The 15457-nt window shown below is 71.9% G+C and carries 11 protein-coding genes; 2 read left to right on the top strand and 9 right to left on the bottom strand.

Features of this window, described 5'->3' with window-relative positions:
• Positions 1–89 precede the first annotated feature (89 nt).
• The 9 genes from ACZ3X1_RS22465 to ACZ3X1_RS22505 form a co-directional block, all read right to left on the bottom strand.
• Positions 90–1457: a pseudouridine synthase gene (locus ACZ3X1_RS22465; RefSeq protein ID WP_390080170.1), complete on the bottom strand. Its 1368-nt coding sequence runs from the start codon at positions 1455–1457 to the stop codon at positions 90–92.
• The gene (gene scpB / locus ACZ3X1_RS22470) at positions 1457–2089 is read right to left on the bottom strand and encodes an SMC-Scp complex subunit ScpB (protein ID WP_356814160.1); all 633 of its coding nucleotides are present in this window, start codon (positions 2087–2089) and stop codon (positions 1457–1459) included. The genes ACZ3X1_RS22465 and scpB overlap by 1 nt, the downstream gene beginning before the upstream one ends.
• Entirely contained in the window at positions 2086–3132 is a 1047-nt protein-coding gene (locus tag ACZ3X1_RS22475) for a segregation and condensation protein A (protein WP_467280724.1), read from the bottom strand. The genes scpB and ACZ3X1_RS22475 overlap by 4 nt, the downstream gene beginning before the upstream one ends.
• Before the next feature lie 468 nt (positions 3133–3600).
• Positions 3601–4137, bottom strand: a complete 537-nt coding sequence (locus ACZ3X1_RS22480; protein ID WP_467280725.1) for a hypothetical protein — start codon at positions 4135–4137, stop codon at positions 3601–3603.
• Positions 4122–5159 (bottom strand): ParA family protein, encoded by a 1038-nt coding sequence (locus tag ACZ3X1_RS22485; protein ID WP_225884681.1) that lies wholly within the window; start codon positions 5157–5159, stop codon positions 4122–4124. Before ACZ3X1_RS22485 ends, ACZ3X1_RS22480 begins: the two co-directional genes overlap by 16 nt.
• A gap of 449 nt (positions 5160–5608) precedes the next feature.
• Complete coding sequence (gene ald, locus ACZ3X1_RS22490) at positions 5609–6724, bottom strand: alanine dehydrogenase (protein WP_266598142.1); 1116 nt, start codon at positions 6722–6724, stop codon at positions 5609–5611.
• A gap of 153 nt (positions 6725–6877) precedes the next feature.
• The gene (locus ACZ3X1_RS22495; RefSeq protein ID WP_467280726.1) at positions 6878–8854 is read right to left on the bottom strand and encodes a tetratricopeptide repeat protein; all 1977 of its coding nucleotides are present in this window, start codon (positions 8852–8854) and stop codon (positions 6878–6880) included.
• Between the two features lie 392 nt (positions 8855–9246).
• On the bottom strand, positions 9247–9888 hold the full coding sequence (locus ACZ3X1_RS22500; protein ID WP_467280727.1) for an NUDIX domain-containing protein: 642 nt from the start codon (positions 9886–9888) through the stop codon (positions 9247–9249).
• A 76-nt stretch (positions 9889–9964) separates the two neighbouring features.
• Positions 9965–11617, bottom strand: a complete 1653-nt coding sequence (locus ACZ3X1_RS22505) for a CTP synthase (RefSeq protein WP_356815074.1) — start codon at positions 11615–11617, stop codon at positions 9965–9967.
• A gap of 444 nt (positions 11618–12061) precedes the next feature.
• On the opposite strand from ACZ3X1_RS22505, the gene ACZ3X1_RS22510 reads away from it, so the two are divergent.
• Positions 12062–13891: a glycoside hydrolase family 15 protein gene (locus ACZ3X1_RS22510; RefSeq protein WP_356815078.1), complete on the top strand. Its 1830-nt coding sequence runs from the start codon at positions 12062–12064 to the stop codon at positions 13889–13891.
• 170 nt (positions 13892–14061) lie between these two features.
• On the top strand, positions 14062–15444 hold the full coding sequence (locus ACZ3X1_RS22515; protein ID WP_356815073.1) for an FAD-binding oxidoreductase: 1383 nt from the start codon (positions 14062–14064) through the stop codon (positions 15442–15444).
• Positions 15445–15457 lie beyond the last annotated feature (13 nt).

A 15457-nucleotide genomic window follows, 5' to 3' on the forward strand; every position in this document is an offset into this window, starting at 1 on the left:
ACAGGGGTGCGGGGTCGGGGCAAGGGAAAAGCCCGCAGTGCCGTGGGCACTGCGGGCTCTTCTGGTGGAGCGGGGTCCGGCCGGTGGTCCTACAGTCCGACCTCGCGCATCAGCATGCCGACCTCGGTGTTGGTCAGGCGGCGCAGCCAGCCGGACTTCTGGTCGCCCAGCTCGATGGGACCGAAGGAGGTCCGCACGAGCTTGTCGACGGGGAAGCCTGCCTCGGACAGCATGCGGCGGACGATGTGCTTGCGGCCCTCGTGGAGGGTCACCTCGACCATGTAGTTCTTGCCGACCTGGTCCAGGACGCGGAAGTTGTCCGCGCGCGCCCAGCCGTCTTCGAGCTCGATGCCGTCCTTGAGCCGCTTGCCGATGTCACGCGGCAGCGAGCCGGTGATGGCGGCGACGTAGGTCTTCTTCACGCCGTACTTCGGGTGCGTGAGGCGGTGGGCCAGCTCGCCGTGGTTGGTGAGCAGGATGATGCCCTCGGTCTCGGTGTCCAGCCGGCCGACGTGGAACAGGCGCGTCTCGCGGTTGGTGACGTAGTCGCCCAGGCACTGGCGGCCGTCGGGGTCCTCCATGGTGGACACGACACCGGCCGGCTTGTTCAGCGCGAAGAACAGGTACGACTGGGTGGCGACGGTCAGGCCGTCCACCTTGATCTCGTCCTGCGGCTGGACGCGCTTGCCCTGCTCGGTGACGATCTCGCCGTTGACCTCGACGCGGGCCTGCTCGATGAGCTCCTCGCAGGCGCGGCGCGAGCCCATGCCGGCGCGGGCGAGGACCTTCTGCAGACGCTCGCCCTCCTGCTCGGCGCCCGGGAAGGTCTTCGGGGTCCGGATCACGGGCTTGTCGGCGTAACGGTCGCGCACGCGCTCCTCGATGCGCGCGTCCAGCTCGCGCGGGCGGGACTGGCCGCTGCGGCTGCCCGGGCCGCTGCGCGGGCCGCCCGCGCCGCCGATGCCGGGGGTCCTGGAGGTCCGGGGACCGCCCTTGGCACCGCCGCGCGCCGCTGCGCCGCGGGCACCGCCGCCGCCCGCCTTGGGGCCGCTGCGTCCACTGCGCTCGCCCTCGGGGCCCACGTCGTAGCGGCGCTCCTCCGGGCGGGGGTTGCGGATGCGGGGGGCCGGCTGGTCGCGGTCGCGCGAGTCGGAGCCGCCGCCCTGGTAGCCGCCGCGCGCGCCACCGCCGGAAGAGGAGCCACCGCCCTGGTAGCCGCCGCGCGCGCCACCGCCGGAGGAGGAGCCACCGCCCTGGTAGCCGCCGCGCGCGCCACCGCCGGAGGAGGAGCCGCCACGGGACCCGCCGGAGCTGCCGCCGCGGCTGCCACCGCCGGAGCCGCTCCCGCGGTAGCCACCGCCGCCGCTGGAGGAGCCGCCGCGCGAGTTACCGCGCCCGCCGCCGCCACCGCCGCCGCTGTTCCTGTTGCCACCGTTGCCGTTGCCGCTGCTTCGCATCAAAGTTCCGTCGTCTTGTCGTCTTCATCGGTGTCCGGTGCGTCCGGATCGAACGACGGCACACCTTCTTGCGTCTCGGCTTCGATCGCGTCCGCCTCGGGGAGGAAGGGCGCGAGCTCCGGGAGCTCGTCCAGGCCGCGCAGGCCCATCCGCTCCAGAAAGTAGTTCGTCGTCCTGTATAGGATCGCACCTGTTTCGGGTTCCGTCCCCGCCTCCTCCACCAGACCGCGTTGGAGGAGGGTCCGCATGACCCCGTCGCAGTTGACTCCGCGCACGGCGGAGACCCGCGAGCGGCTCACCGGCTGGCGGTACGCGACGACCGCCAGCGTCTCCAGCGCCGCCTGGGTCAGCCGGGCCTGCTGGCCGTCCAGGACGAAGCCCTCGACGGCCGGGGCGTACTCGGCCCGGGTGTAGAACCGCCACCCGCCCGCGACGAGCCGCAGCTCGAAGCCCCTGCGGGCGGCCGTGTACTCGTCGGCGAGCTCCCGCAGCGCGTCCGCGACCTCGCGCGGGGTGCGCTCCAGCACCCTGGCCAGGTGCGCCTCGGTCGCGGGCTCGTCCACCACCATCAGGACGGCCTCCAGGGCCGGCTTCAGTTCCAGCGCGGCCACCGCGCTGCCGTCGCTGCTCAATCCTTCGCCTCCACGATCTGGTCGAACTCGTCGGTCACGGTCGGCATGCCGTCGCCCTCCCCGCCGCTCCAGCGCACCGTGAGGGTCCGCAGGGCCTCCTCCTGGTCGAGGACGACCGCCTTCTCCCGGTAGAGCTCCAGAAGGGCCAGGAAGCGCGCCACGACGGTGAGGGTGTCCTCGGCGTCCTCGGTGAGCTCCTGGAAGGTGGCCTCCCCGCGCGCCTTCAGCATCCGCACCACCAGCCCGGCCTGCTCGCGCACGCTGACCAGGGGCGCGTGGATGTGGTCCACGTACACCTGGGGCTTCGCCTTGGGCTGCATGGCCTTCACGGCGAGCCGGGCGAACCCTTCGGCGCCGATGCTGATGACGACGTCGGGCAGCAGCTCCGCGTGGTGCGGCTCCAGCCCCACCGTCCGGGGGTAGCGCCGGGCCTCGCTCTCCGCGCGGCGCTCGAAGATGTCCGCGATCTGCTTGTACGCGCGGTACTGGAGCAGGCGCGCGAAGAGCAGGTCCCGGGCCTCCAGGAGGGCGAGGTCGGCCTCGTCCTCGACCTCGGCGACGGGCAGCAGCCGGGCGGCCTTCAGGTCGAGCAGGGTGGCGGCTACGACGAGGAACTCGGTGGTCTGGTCGAGGTCCCAGTCGGGACCCATGGCCCGGATGTACGCCATGAACTCGTCGGTGACCTTGGACAGCGCGACCTCGGTGACGTCGAGCTTGTGCCGTGAGATCAGCTGCAGCAGCAGGTCGAACGGCCCCTCGAAGTTGGCGAGCCGCAGCGTGAACCGGCCGTCGCCTCCGGCGGTGCCTGCCGCAACGCCCTCCGCGGGCTCCTGGGGCCCCCCCGGCGACTGCGCCGCGTCCGGGGGCCCCGCGGCTGCGCCGGCAGGCCCCGCCGGCTCCGCGACGGGGGCGGCCGCCGGCGGGTCGGCCGCCGGCGGGTCGGACACCGCGTCCGGACCGGGGGCCGGGGCCTCGGCGGCCGCGCCCGGCCCGCGCCCCAGGCTCCGGCGGGCCGGACGGGCGGCGTCGTGATCGGATGGCATGGCGGTCCAAGTGGGGTACGGAAGAAACGGCAGGTCGACCACCCTAAGGGCTGTCCCGTCATCCCTGGTGGACCAGCGCGCGGCCCCGGCTGCGGTGCAGCGCAGGCGGAGGGTGTCCTCACAGGGCGCACATGTGGGCGTTGTAGGGGGATGTGTGGGCGTTCCGGCAACGCGGCGAGGCGCCGCAGCGGGCGTCGCGCGCCCGCCGGGGACGACGGGACAGCCCTTGTGCCCTGGCCGAACGATCTCCCGCCCCGGCGGGCCGACGGCCCTCGCCGAGGGCGGAAGCAGCCCCCGGGGGCCCTTGCGGTCCTGCCGGCCGCCACACGGCGGAGAGGCCGCCGACGGCGGGTCGGCGGCCTCCCGGCTGGTTCGGCAAGAGTCGGGCGCGGCAGCGCCACTGCCACCCACCCCGCGCGGCCCGGTCCGGCCGAGCGGCGCCGCAGGCGGAGGCCGGCAGGCCGGGGGTCAGCGGCCGCGGAGGCGGCGGACCAGGATGCTGGCGTCGCCCCGCGACTCCAGGTCGGCCAGGACGACCGCGACCGCCTCGCGGACGATGCGGCCGCGGTCGACGGCCAGGCCGTGTTCGCCGCGCAGCACCAGCCGCGCGTGCTCCAGGTCCATCAGCTCCTCGGCGGAGACGTAGACCGTGATCTTCTCGTCGTGCCGTTCGCGGCCGCTGGGCCGCCGGTTCGCGCCGCGGCCCTGGCCCTTGCCCCGCCGGGTCGCCCCGGCCGGGGCGGAAGCCCCGGCGGTCGGCCCGACCGGGCTGACAGAACCTTCCTGCGCTCGCCGCGGCTGCCCCACCACGGGGCCGCCCGCATCCGTACCGGCCTCAGCCTCCCGGCTGCGCCCCTCTCCCGCCGTGCCCCCGGCCGGAGCGGCCGAGTGTTCCGCGGCGGGCGCCTCCTCGGCCCCGCGGCGCGGCGAGGACGACTGGAGCGCCATCCCACCGGTCGTACGGAACAGTTCGTCGGCTCCGGGCAGACTCACTCGGCGTGACACCGGGCGAGCACCTCCCTGGCGAGCTGGCGGTAGGCGGCGGCGCCGACGGAGTTGGAGGCGTACGTCGTGATCGGCTCGCCGGCGACCGTGGTCTCCGGGAAGCGCACCGTCCGGCCGATGACCGTGTGGTAGACGTGGTCGTCGAAGGCCTCGACGACGCGCGCCAGCACCTCGCGGCTGTGCACGGTGCGGGAGTCGTACATGGTGGCGAGGATGCCGTCGAGTTCCAGCTCGGGGTTGAGCCGCTCCTGCACCTTCTCGATGGTCTCGGTCAGCAGCGCCACACCGCGCAGGGCGAAGAACTCGCACTCCAGCGGGACGATGACCTTGTGAGCCGCCGTCAGGGCGTTCACGGTCAGCAGACCGAGCGAGGGCTGACAGTCGATCACGATGTAGTCGTAGTCCGCCATCAGGGGCTTCAGGGCCCGCTGCAGGGTGGACTCGCGCGCGACCTCGCTGACCAACTGCACTTCCGCAGCGGACAGGTCGATGTTGCTCGGCAGCAGGTCCATGTTGGGGACCGCCGTCTTGAGCAGCACCTCGTCGGCCGACATGCCCCGCTCCATGAGCAGGTTGTAGACCGTCAGGTCGAGTTCCATCGGGTTCACGCCGAGACCCACGGACAGCGCGCCCTGCGGGTCGAAGTCGACGAGCAGCACGCGGCGCCCGTATTCGGCGAGCGCGGCACCCAGGTTGATGGTCGACGTGGTCTTGCCCACGCCGCCCTTCTGGTTGCACATCGCGATGATCTTCGCCGGACCGTGGTCCGTCAGCGGACCCGGGATCGGGAAGTACGGGAGCGGGCGTCCGGTCGGGCCGATCCGCTCACGGCGCTGGCGGGCAGCGTCGGGGGCGAGGGTGGCCGCGTACTCGGGGTCCGGTTCGTACTCCGCGTCGGGGTCGTAGAAGTGCCCCTCGGGCACATTGTCGTAGTCGGCGAATCCCGTGGGCGTATCGCCGCTCAGGTCGCCGGCCCTGGAGTTCACGTCTAGGCCGTCCATGCTCTTTTGGGGCGTCGTCATGTGCTGGTGGTTTGCGAAGGTGCGTACTGCGACGGAGCCGACAGCTTCGAGCCCGGCAGGACTCTGGCCCCGCTCAGGGACTCCTGCTCCACCACCCCCAGGAGTAAATGTCGACTCATTCACAAGTCGTCTTACCTCCTCGGACGTGACCAGGACACTTATCGATAGGTCAGCGTGGCACCATGCCGACGGTTGGCGACTCTATGGCGTGTCACCACTCAGCGGCAACACAATCCGCCGGACCCGGCACGATGTGTCGGCAACCGAACACCACTCTGTCAAGGGCGTGCGAGCTGTCGCTGCGAAGTTTCGCGGGTGCGCGAAAGGGTTAAAGGGTTACGTTCGAGGCGAGTTGAGGGGGATCTCGGGGCCCTTCGCAAACGCGTCCGGCCGGACCTTGCGGGCAAGGTCCGGCCGGATACGTGAGATTGACGTCAGTCGTTGACGTGTCAGCCGAGCAGCGTGCTGAGCTCGAGGGTCTCGAGACCGTGGGCCTCGGCGACCGGACCGTAAACGACCTGGCCGTCATGGGTGTTGAGGCCCAGCGCGAGCGCGGGGTCACGACGCAGCGCCTCGACCCAGCCGAGGTTCGCGAGCTGCACGATGTAGGGCAGCGTGGCGTTGGTCAGCGCGTAGGTGGAGGTGTTCGGCACCGCGCCCGGCATGTTGGCGACGCAGTAGAAGACCGAGTTGTGGACCTGGAAGGTCGGCTCGGCGTGGGTGGTCGGACGGGAGTCCTCGAAGCAGCCGCCCTGGTCGATCGCAATGTCGACAAGTACACTTCCGGGCTTCATCTTGGCGACGAGCTCGTTGGTGACCAGCTTCGGGGCCTTCGCACCCGGGATCAGGACGGCGCCGATGACGAGGTCGGCCTCGACGACGGCCTTCTCCAGCTCGTAGGCGTTGGAGACGATCGTCTTGATCTTCGTACCGAAGATCTTGTCGGCCTCGCGGAGCTTGTTGATGTCGCGGTCGAGCAGGGTCACGTGGAAGCCCATGCCGATGGCGATCTGCGCGGCGTTCCAGCCGGAGACGCCGCCGCCGATGACGACGCACTCGCCGGCGTGGGTGCCGGGGACACCGCCCGGGAGGACGCCGCGGCCGCCGGCCGATCGCATCAGGTGGTAGGCGCCGACCTGCGGGGCCAGGCGGCCCGCGACCTCGGACATCGGGGCGAGCAGCGGAAGCGCGCGGTTGGCGAGCTCGACCGTCTCGTAGGCGATGGCGGTGGTGCCGGACTCCAGCAGGGCGTCCGTGCACTCGCGGGAGGCCGCCAGGTGCAGGTACGTGAAGAGGGTCTGGTCCTTGCGGAGGCGGTGGTACTCCTCCGCGATCGGCTCCTTGACCTTGAGCAGCAGGTCGGCGGTGGCCCAGACCTCGTCGGCGGTGCCGAGGATCTCGGCGCCGGCCGAGACGTACTCGGCGTCCGTGATCGAGGAGCCGACGCCGGCGTTCTGCTCGATGAAGACCTGGTGGCCGCCTCGGACCAGCTCATGCACGCCGGCGGGCGTGATGGCGACCCGGAACTCGTTGTTCTTGACCTCGCGGGGGATGCCGACCTTCATCGTCGATCACGGTCCTTGACTCAGGGGGAAATAACGGGGCACTTCCATACATACCCGCCCACAAGAGTGCGCAACGGGATGCACCACGAGATGACGTGGTGAACCCAGTTTAATGAAGGATGAGTCGCTGTCTAGCCTTGCAAACGAATAATCTTAGTCGGATCCACTGCGGATTTCGCAGGCTGCAGGGTCGTCTCCCAGCAATCTGTCTGCCGCGGAGCGGTGCAGTCGCGCGGCCGCGGGGTCCCCGAGACGGTCCAGCGTGTCGGCCAGCCGGACCTGCAGTGCGGCCTGAAGCCGCTGGTCGCCGGCCCTGCGCGCCAGCTCCACCGCCTCGCGGCAGGTGTGCAGGGATTCCTCGGGCCGGCCGGCGTACTCCTGGATCCGGGCCATCTCGCTCAACGCCTTTGCCTGCCCCGGGACATCGGCCAGTTTCCGGTAGCCCGCGGCGGCGGCCCGCCAGCTGCGCAGCGCGTCCCCGTACCGGCCCGCGTACGTGTGGACATTGCCGAGCCGTCCGTACAGCCGGGCCTCGTCCGCGCGCTCCCCCCGCGAGAGGGCCTGGGCGAGTGCCCGGCCGAACCAGTCGGCGGCCCGGTGCCAGTCCGCCAGCTCCTGGTAGGCACCGCCTACGGATTCCATCGCGCGGCCCGTCGCGTACGGGTCGCTCGCGGCCCTTCCGGCGTCCAGGGCGGCCCGGTAGCGCTCCAGGGCCTCCTGGGTGCGGCCGGTCTCGGCGTCCAGGTCGGCCAGGTTCAGCAGCGCGGCGGCCTGCTCCCGGTGCAGGTCGCGGCGCTCGGCCACGTCGAGGACCAGACGGTGCAGCCCGTAGAGCTCGGGGGCGGCCTCGGTGGTGCCCCGGTGGTCCGCGAGGGCCCGTACGAGGGCCGCGACGAGCCGGCGGGCGAGGGTGTCCAGCTCGCCGTCGGCCACCGCCAGGGAGGCGGCCGCGGTGAGGGCCGGCAGCCGGGTGTCCAGCCAGACGGCGGCCGCCCGCCGGTCGGGGAACCGCAGGGCGCGCGGGAGGCCGTCCATCAGCTCCTGGAGGTCGGTGTCGAGATCGTCGCCCTCGGCGGCCGCCATGGCCCGGCAGGAGTGCAGCAGCCGTACGGTCCGCTCCAGCATCCGGGCGCGGGCCAGCTGTACCTCGGCGGGGCGCTCCGTGCTCTCCAGCAGGGCCTGGAGCATCGGCGCGAGGCAGCCGGGCAGCAGGAACAGGCCGTCGGGGGCGTGCCGGACCAGTCCCAGCCCGGCGAAGTCGTCGAGCGTGGACTGGGCGGCGGCCACGGAGCAGCCGGCCAGCGCGGAGGCGGTGTGCGAGTCGACGAGGCCGGCGGGGGCGAGGGGGAGCAGGCGCAGCGTCCGCTGGGCGGGCTGCGGCAGGCAGTCGTAGACGAGCCGGAAGGCGCGGCCGAGCGGCCCGCCGGCGCCGGAAGGCGTGTCGTGGAGCTGTTTGGCCACGTCGGCGACGGCCGCCTTGGGACGGGCGGCGAGCCAGCCCCCGACGAGTTCGAGGGCCGCGGGCTGGCCCCCGCAGGCCTCGGCCAGGGTCTCTGCGGCCCGCGGGTCGGTGGCGACGCGGGTGTCGCCGATGCGGCGGGCGAGCATCCCGACGGCGGAGGCGGTGTCCAGTCCGCCGAGGGTGCAGGGGCGCACGTCGGGGACGCCGGTGAGCGGGCCCTCGGCGGTGACCACGACGAGGCAGTCGGGGGTGTCCGGGAGCAGGGCGTCGACCTGGTGCGGATCGGCGGCGTCGTCGATCAGGATGATCGCCCGCCGGCCATGGAGCGCGGTGCGCAGGGCGGAGCTGAGTTCGTCCTCGTCGGCGCCGGGCGGGGTGGGCCGTCCCAGCGCCCCCAGCAGGCCGCGCAGGGCCCGCTCGGTCGCCACGGTCTGCCCGCCGGGGGCGTTGAGCCGGGTCCGCAGCACGCCGTCGGGGTACTGGTCGGCGACCTCCCGCACGAACGCCTCGGCGAGGGCGGTGCGGCCGGATCCCGGGCGTCCGGCGACGAGCAGCACTCGTGCCCGGGGGGCCTTGGCCTTGCGGCCGGAGAGGGTGTCGAGCCCGGTCCGCGCGATGTCCTCGCGCAGCTCCTTGAGCTCACGCCGCCGCCCCACGAAATCCGTCACGGATCCGCTCCTCTCCCTGCCTTCGGATGGCGAGCGTAGTTCACGCAGAGCGACGGCCCGTGTGGAGCGCGGCGGGTAAATCCCCCGATCGGATCAGCGGATGGTCGGCTTTTTCCCTGTACCGATGGCGAGGCTCCTCCTGCCGTGCCGCAGGCGGGGTTGTCATCGCCTGTCCGGTGGACAGGATCACCCGCCGTCTGCGGCGCGAGCGGAGGCTGGCCGCTGCACGGGGCCGTCCCCCACCAGCCCTTCCCACCGCTCCCCGGGGCTCTGCCCCGGACCCCGCGCCGCATTCGCCGGCGGGGCTGGAAGACCCGGGCGCGCCCAGACCCCGCGCCTCAGACACCGGCAGGGCTGGAAGATCCAGCACCGCCGTTGGCGCGTCCTGTGGGCTACGCCTCGTACGGGCGGGCCGGCCACGGGGCCAGGGCCGGGCGGAGGGCTTCGATGCCGCCCTCGGAGGCCAGGGCGGCGGTCAGGGCGAGGACGCCCGTCACCAGCCCCGGATTGCCGAGCTCGCCCGCGAGGATCCCACGGACCAGGTCGCCGAGGGGAACACGGGCGATCTCCATGTCCGCCTCCTCGTCGGAGACCGCGTACCGCTCCCCCTCCGCCTCCGAGAGGTCACGGGCGAGGAAGACCCGTACCGCCTCGTCCGACCCGCCCGGGGAGGTGAAGAAGTCGGCGAGGACACGCCAGTCCTCCGCCTTGACGTGCGCCTCCTCGTAGAGCTCCCGCTGCGCCGCGTGCAGCGGGTTCTCCCCCGCCACGTCCAGCAGCCCGGCCGGCAGCTCCCACAGCCGGTGCCGCACCGGGTGCCGGAACTGCCGCAGGACCAGCACGCGCTGCTGCTCGTCGAGGGCCAGCACGCACACCGAGCCGGGGTGCACCTGGTAGTCCCGGCGCACCACCGAGCGGTCGGGCATCCGGACCTGGTCCGATTTGACGGACGTCTTCGCGCCCTCGAACGGGGTGCGTGAGGCGACGACCTCCCACGACTCCGGTGTGTCCACGATGTCGTTGCCGATGGCCATGGCCGATACCTTCCCGAGAACGCGACAGCCGGGGCACGATGCGTGCCCCGGCCGTCTACGTTATGCGGTCAGGCGCTCACTTCGCGGACTGCTGCCGTTCCACGGCCGCCTTGACCAGACCCGCGAACAGCGGGTGCGGGCGCGTCGGGCGCGAGCGCAGCTCCGGGTGGGCCTGCGTGGCCACCAGGTAGGGGTGGACCTCGCGCGGGTACTCGACGTACTCGACGAGCTTGTTGTCCGGGGAGGTGCCGGAGAAGACGATGCCCGCCTTCTTCTCCAGCTCGCCGCGGTAGGCGTTGTTGACCTCGTAGCGGTGGCGGTGGCGCTCGTCGACGTACGCCTGGTCGCCGTAGACCTCGCGCACGATGGAACCCTCGGCGAGCTTCGCCGGGTACATGCCCAGGCGCATGGTGCCGCCCAGGTCGCCCGCGCCCTCGACGAAGGCCAGCTGCTCCTCCATGGTCGAGATGACCGGGTGCGTGGTGGAGGCGTCGAACTCGGTGGAGTTGGCGTCCTCGATGCCCGCGAGGTTGCGCGCGGCCTCGATGACCACGCACTGCAGGCCCAGGCAGAGGCCGAGCAGCGGGATCTTGTTCTCACGGGCGTAGGTGATCGCGCCGACCTTGCCGTTCACACCGCGGTCGCCGAAGCCGCCGGGCACGCAGATCGCGTCCACGTCGGACAGCTGGGCCGCGGCGTCGGCCGGGGTCTTGCAGTCGTCGGAGGTGACCCACTTGATCTGGACGCGGGCCTTGTTGGCGAAGCCGCCGGCGCGCAGCGCTTCGGTCACCGACAGGTAGGCGTCGGGCAGGTCGATGTACTTGCCGACGAGCGCGACCTTGACCTCGTGGTCGGGGTTGTGGACGCGGTCCAGGAGGTCCTCCCAGACGGTCCAGTCGACGTCGCGGAAGGGCAGGTCGAGCTTGCGCACGACGTACGCGTCCAGGCCCTCGGTGTGCAGGACCTTGGGGATGTCGTAGATCGACTTGGCGTCGATGGCCGCGACCACGGCCGCCTCGTCCACGTCGCACATCAGCGAGATCTTGCGCTTGATCGAGACGGGGACGTCGCGGTCGGCGCGCAGCACGATGGCGTCGGGCTGGATGCCGATGTTGCGCAGGGCCGCGACGGAGTGCTGGGTCGGCTTGGTCTTCAGCTCGCCGGAGGGGCCGATGTAGGGCAGCAGCGAGATGTGCACGACGAAGACGTTGTCGCGGCCGACCTCGTGGCGGACCTGGCGGACGGTCTCCAGGAACGGCAGCGACTCGATGTCGCCGACGGTGCCGCCGACCTCGGTGATGACGACGTCGACGTCCTCGGTCGCCATGCGGCGGATGCGGTGCTTGATCTCGTTGGTGATGTGCGGGATGACCTGCACGGTGTCACCGAGGTACTCGCCGCGCCGCTCCTTGGCGATGACCGTGTTGTAGACCTGGCCGGTGGTGACGTTGGCCGAGCCGTCGAGGTCGACGTCGAGGAAGCGCTCGTAGTGGCCGATGTCCAGGTCGGTCTCGGCGCCGTCGTTGGTGACGAACACCTCGCCGTGCTGGAACGGGTTCATCGTGCCCGGGTCGACGTTCAGGTACGGGTCGAGCTTCTGCATCGTGACCCGCAGACCGCGCGCCTTCAGGAGCGCACCCAGGCTGGAGGCCGTCAGGCCCTTGCCGAGGGAGGAAGCGACACCCCCGGTGACGAAGATGTGCTTGGTCGTCATGGATTTGGGCGGCATCGCCAAGAGGGGGCTCCCGTGGTCGCGAGGTGAGGTGCGTCCGGCGCCGGCCACCGTCGATCCGGAAGGGTCTCAGGGGGCGCCGAAGCTGCGGTTTCGGGGTTCCTGATTCGCACAGGCAGACCACCGGTCCACGGGGTACCAGCCTATCAGCGCCCGGGCCGGTCCGCCTCCGGCCACGCGCCGTCCACGGCTCGTAGCAGAGCGCCGATGTGCGCCGGGGCGCGGAACCCGATGCTCACCCGTTCGGCCGAACGGCGTTCCCCGCGGCCTGGAAAGGATCACTAGGGTGCCGTCATATCCTGCTCGGATATTGCACACATCACCGCCGGGCAGTCCGTCAGACGGCCTAATCGAGCCGATATACGGAATCATGGGCTCACGCGGAGGTCCCTGCACACAGGAGACCGCGCAAACGCAATGCAAGCGCCCTTCGGGGCGGACGTGGCCGTTCGACTGGAGATGCACGTGTCCGGGCGCATCGAGGATTACGCACTGATCGGGGACATGCAGACCGCAGCACTGGTCTGCCGGGACGGGGCGGTGGACTGGCTGTGCCTGCCCCGCTTCGACTCCCATGCCGTGTTCGCGAGCATCCTCGGCACCGAGGATCACGGCTTCTGGCGGATCGGGCCGGCGTTCCCGGCCGGCTCCGAGGCGCCGCCCGCCACCCGCCGTCGATACCGCGGCGACTCGCTGGTGCTGGAGTCCGAGTGGGACACCCCGCGGGGCAACGTCCGCGTCATCGACTTCATGCCGCCGCGCGAGCACCACGCGCCGCAGCTGATCCGCATCGTGGAGGGCGTCAGCGGGCGCGTCCCCATGCGCTCCAGCCTGCGCATGCGCTTCAGCTACGGCCGGGTGGTGCCGTGGGTGCACAAGGTCGACGGGCGTACCGTCGCCGTCGCCGGCCCGGACTCGGTCTGGCTGGACACCGACGCGCAGACGTACGGCAAGGACCTGACGACGTACTCCGACTTCACCGTCGGGCCGGGCGACCGGATCGCCTTCAGCATCAGCTGGCAGCCCTCGCACCGCGGCGCGCCCGAGGCTCCCGACGCCGAGGCGGCCCTGGAGTCGGCCACCGAGTTCTGGCGCGAGTGGGTCGAGCAGTGCACGTACCACGGGCCCTACCGGGAGGCCGTGGTCCGCTCCCTGATCACGCTCAAGGCCCTCACGTACGGCCCCACGGGCGGGATCGTCGCCGCGCCGACCACGTCCCTTCCGGAGGAGATCGGCGGGGTCCGCAACTGGGACTACCGCTACACCTGGCTGCGCGACGCGGCCATCACCCTCTCCTCGCTGCTGCGCACCGGCTACCGCGAGGAGGCCCGCGCGTGGCGCGAGTGGCTGCTGCGCGCGGTGGCCGGCGACCCGGAGAACCTGCAGATCATGTACGGGATCGCGGGCGAACGTGAGCTCGGCGAGACCGAGCTGGACTGGCTGCCCGGCTACGAGGGCTCCCGCCCGGTGCGTGTCGGCAACGGCGCCGCCGGCCAGCTCCAGCTCGACGTGTACGGCGAGGTCACCGAGGCCCTGCACCTGGGCCACATGACCGGTCTGGCCCGCAGCGACTACGCCTCCCTGCTCCAGCTCAAGCTGATCCGCTACCTGGAGACGCACTGGTCCGAGCCGGACGAGGGCATCTGGGAGGTGCGGGGCCCGCGCCGGCACTTCGTGCACTCCAAGGTGATGGCCTGGGTGGCCGTGGACCGCACGATCAAGCTGATCGAGAGCGGGGACGCGGACGGCCCGCTGGAGCGCTGGCGGGAACTGCGCGACGAGATCCACCAGGACGTGTGCGAGAAGGGCTACGACAAGGAGCGCAACACCTTCACCCAGTCGTACGGGTCGAAGGAGCTGGACGCCTCCCTGCTGCTGATCCCGCAGATGGGCTTCCTTCCTCCGGACGACAAGCGGGTCATCGGCACGATCGAGGCGATCCAGCGGGAGCTGTCCACCCCCGACGGTTTCATCCTGCGCTACCCGACGGCGGGCGAGGAGGCCGGTGTCGACGGCCTGGAGGGCGACGAGGGCGCCTTCCTCGCCTGCTCGTTCTGGATGGCGGACGACCTGGCGATGATCGGCCGGGTGGACGAGGCGCGGCGGCTGTTCGAGCGGCTGCTGGCACTGCGCAACGACCTGGGCCTGCTGGCGGAGGAGTGGGATCCGCGGCTCCAGCGGCAGGTGGGGAACTTCCCGCAGGCGTTCAGCCACGTTCCGCTGATCGACACGGCGCTGCGGCTGACCGCGAGCGGGGCGTACGGCGGCTGAGGCCGCTCCTGCCTCCGGGACTTCCGGGCGGTTCGGGGCGGGTGGGGGCGGGTGGGGGCACGGCGCTCACCCGCGCCCGGGTCGGGGCGCGGCGCTCGCCGCGCCCCGGTGATCCTCCGGGCCTAGGCTGGAAGGGTCTTATGCCCTCCGTCCGTTGGAAGGGGGCAGCCATGGCTCCCCTCTCGAAGGCGGGCGCGGCCCTGACCGCGCTCCGCGAGGATCTGTCCGGTGAGGTGTTCGCCCCGGAGGATCCGGGCTACGACGAGGCCCGGACCGTCTTCAACGCGATGATCGACCGCAGGCCCGCCGTGATCGCCCAGTGCGAGAGCGCGGAGGACGTGGTCACCGCCGTGCGCTTCGCGAGGGAGCTGGACCTGCACATCGCCGTGCGCGGCGGCGGTCACAGCGTCGCCGGGATGGCCCTCAACGACGGGGGCGTCGTGGTGGACCTGCGGCGGATGCACGAGGTGACGGTCCACCCGGCGGCCGGGGCCGCGCACGTCGAGGGCGGCGCCACGATGAGCCACCTGGACCGCGCCTGCCAGCCGTACGGTCTCGCGACCACCGGCGGCCGGGCCTCCACCACCGGGGTCGGCGGCTTCGTCCTGGGCGGCGGCACCGGCTGGCTGGACCGCAGGTTCGGCCTGGCCGTCGACAACCTGCTGGGCGTGGACCTGGTCACCGCCGAGGGCGAGCTGGTGCACGCCACCTCGGAGGACCACCCCGAGCTGTTCTGGGGGCTGCACGGCGGCGGCGGGAACTTCGGTGTCGCCACCTCACTGACGCTGCGTCTGCACGAACTGCCGCACATGTCGATCGCGTTCGTGCTGTACCTGCCCGAACGCGGGCCCGAGGTGGTCCGCGCCTACCGGGACCTGATCGAGGCCGCACCGCCGGAGGCTTCCGGCGCCGCGCTCTACATCACCGGGCCGCCCGAGGAGTTCGTGCCGCCGCACCTGGTGGGCCGGCTATTGGCCGGAGTGCTGCTGACGTACGCGGGCCCGGAGGACGAGATGCGCAAGCTGGCGCAGCCGCTGCTGGCGATCCCCCACGAGTCCGAGATCGTCACCGCCATCCCGTACGCCGACCTCCAGTGCATGATCGACGACCCGCCGGGCATGCGGAACTACTGGTCGGCGGAGTACCTCACCGGCCTGCCCGACGAGTTCGTCGACGTCTTCTGCGCCCGTGCCGACTCGATGCCGGTCCCGACCGGCACCCAGCACCTGGTCTTCCCGCAGGGCGGCGCCATCGCCTCCGGCCCCGACGACTATCCGGTGCCGTACCGCGGCGCGCCCTGGGCGGTGCACCCGTTCGGGGTGTGGGAGGACCCGGCCGACGACGAGAGGTGCCGGCAGTGGGTCAAGGACGTCCGGTCCGACTCCGAGCCCTGGAGCACCGGAGCGGTGTACCTGAACTTCACCGGGAACGAGGGCACGGACCGGGTGGTCTCGGGTCTGGGCAGCGAGAACATGCAGCGGCTGGGCGCCCTGAAGCGGCAGTACGACCCGGACAACGTCTTCCGCTTCAACCACAACATCCGCCCGGCCTGACCCCCTGATAGCG

It is taken from the genome of Streptomyces sp. NPDC023541, assembly GCF_055559995.1.

Bases quoted from the DNA above. Each gene is read 5' to 3' on its own strand.
- ald (WP_266598142.1), bottom strand. From the start codon at position 6,724: ATGAAGGTCGGCATCCCCCGCGAGGTCAAGAACAACGAGTTCCGGGTC.
- ACZ3X1_RS22500 (WP_467280727.1), bottom strand. From the start codon at position 9,888: ATGGCCATCGGCAACGACATCGTGGACACACCGGAGTCGTGGGAGGTC.
- ACZ3X1_RS22505 (WP_356815074.1), bottom strand. From the start codon at position 11,617: ATGCCGCCCAAATCCATGACGACCAAGCACATCTTCGTCACCGGGGGT.
- ACZ3X1_RS22485 (WP_225884681.1), bottom strand. From the start codon at position 5,159: ATGACGACGCCCCAAAAGAGCATGGACGGCCTAGACGTGAACTCCAGG.
- ACZ3X1_RS22465 (WP_390080170.1), bottom strand. From the start codon at position 1,457: ATGCGAAGCAGCGGCAACGGCAACGGTGGCAACAGGAACAGCGGCGGC.
- ACZ3X1_RS22515 (WP_356815073.1), top strand. From the start codon at position 14,062: ATGGCTCCCCTCTCGAAGGCGGGCGCGGCCCTGACCGCGCTCCGCGAG.
- ACZ3X1_RS22475 (WP_467280724.1), bottom strand. From the start codon at position 3,132: ATGCCATCCGATCACGACGCCGCCCGTCCGGCCCGCCGGAGCCTGGGG.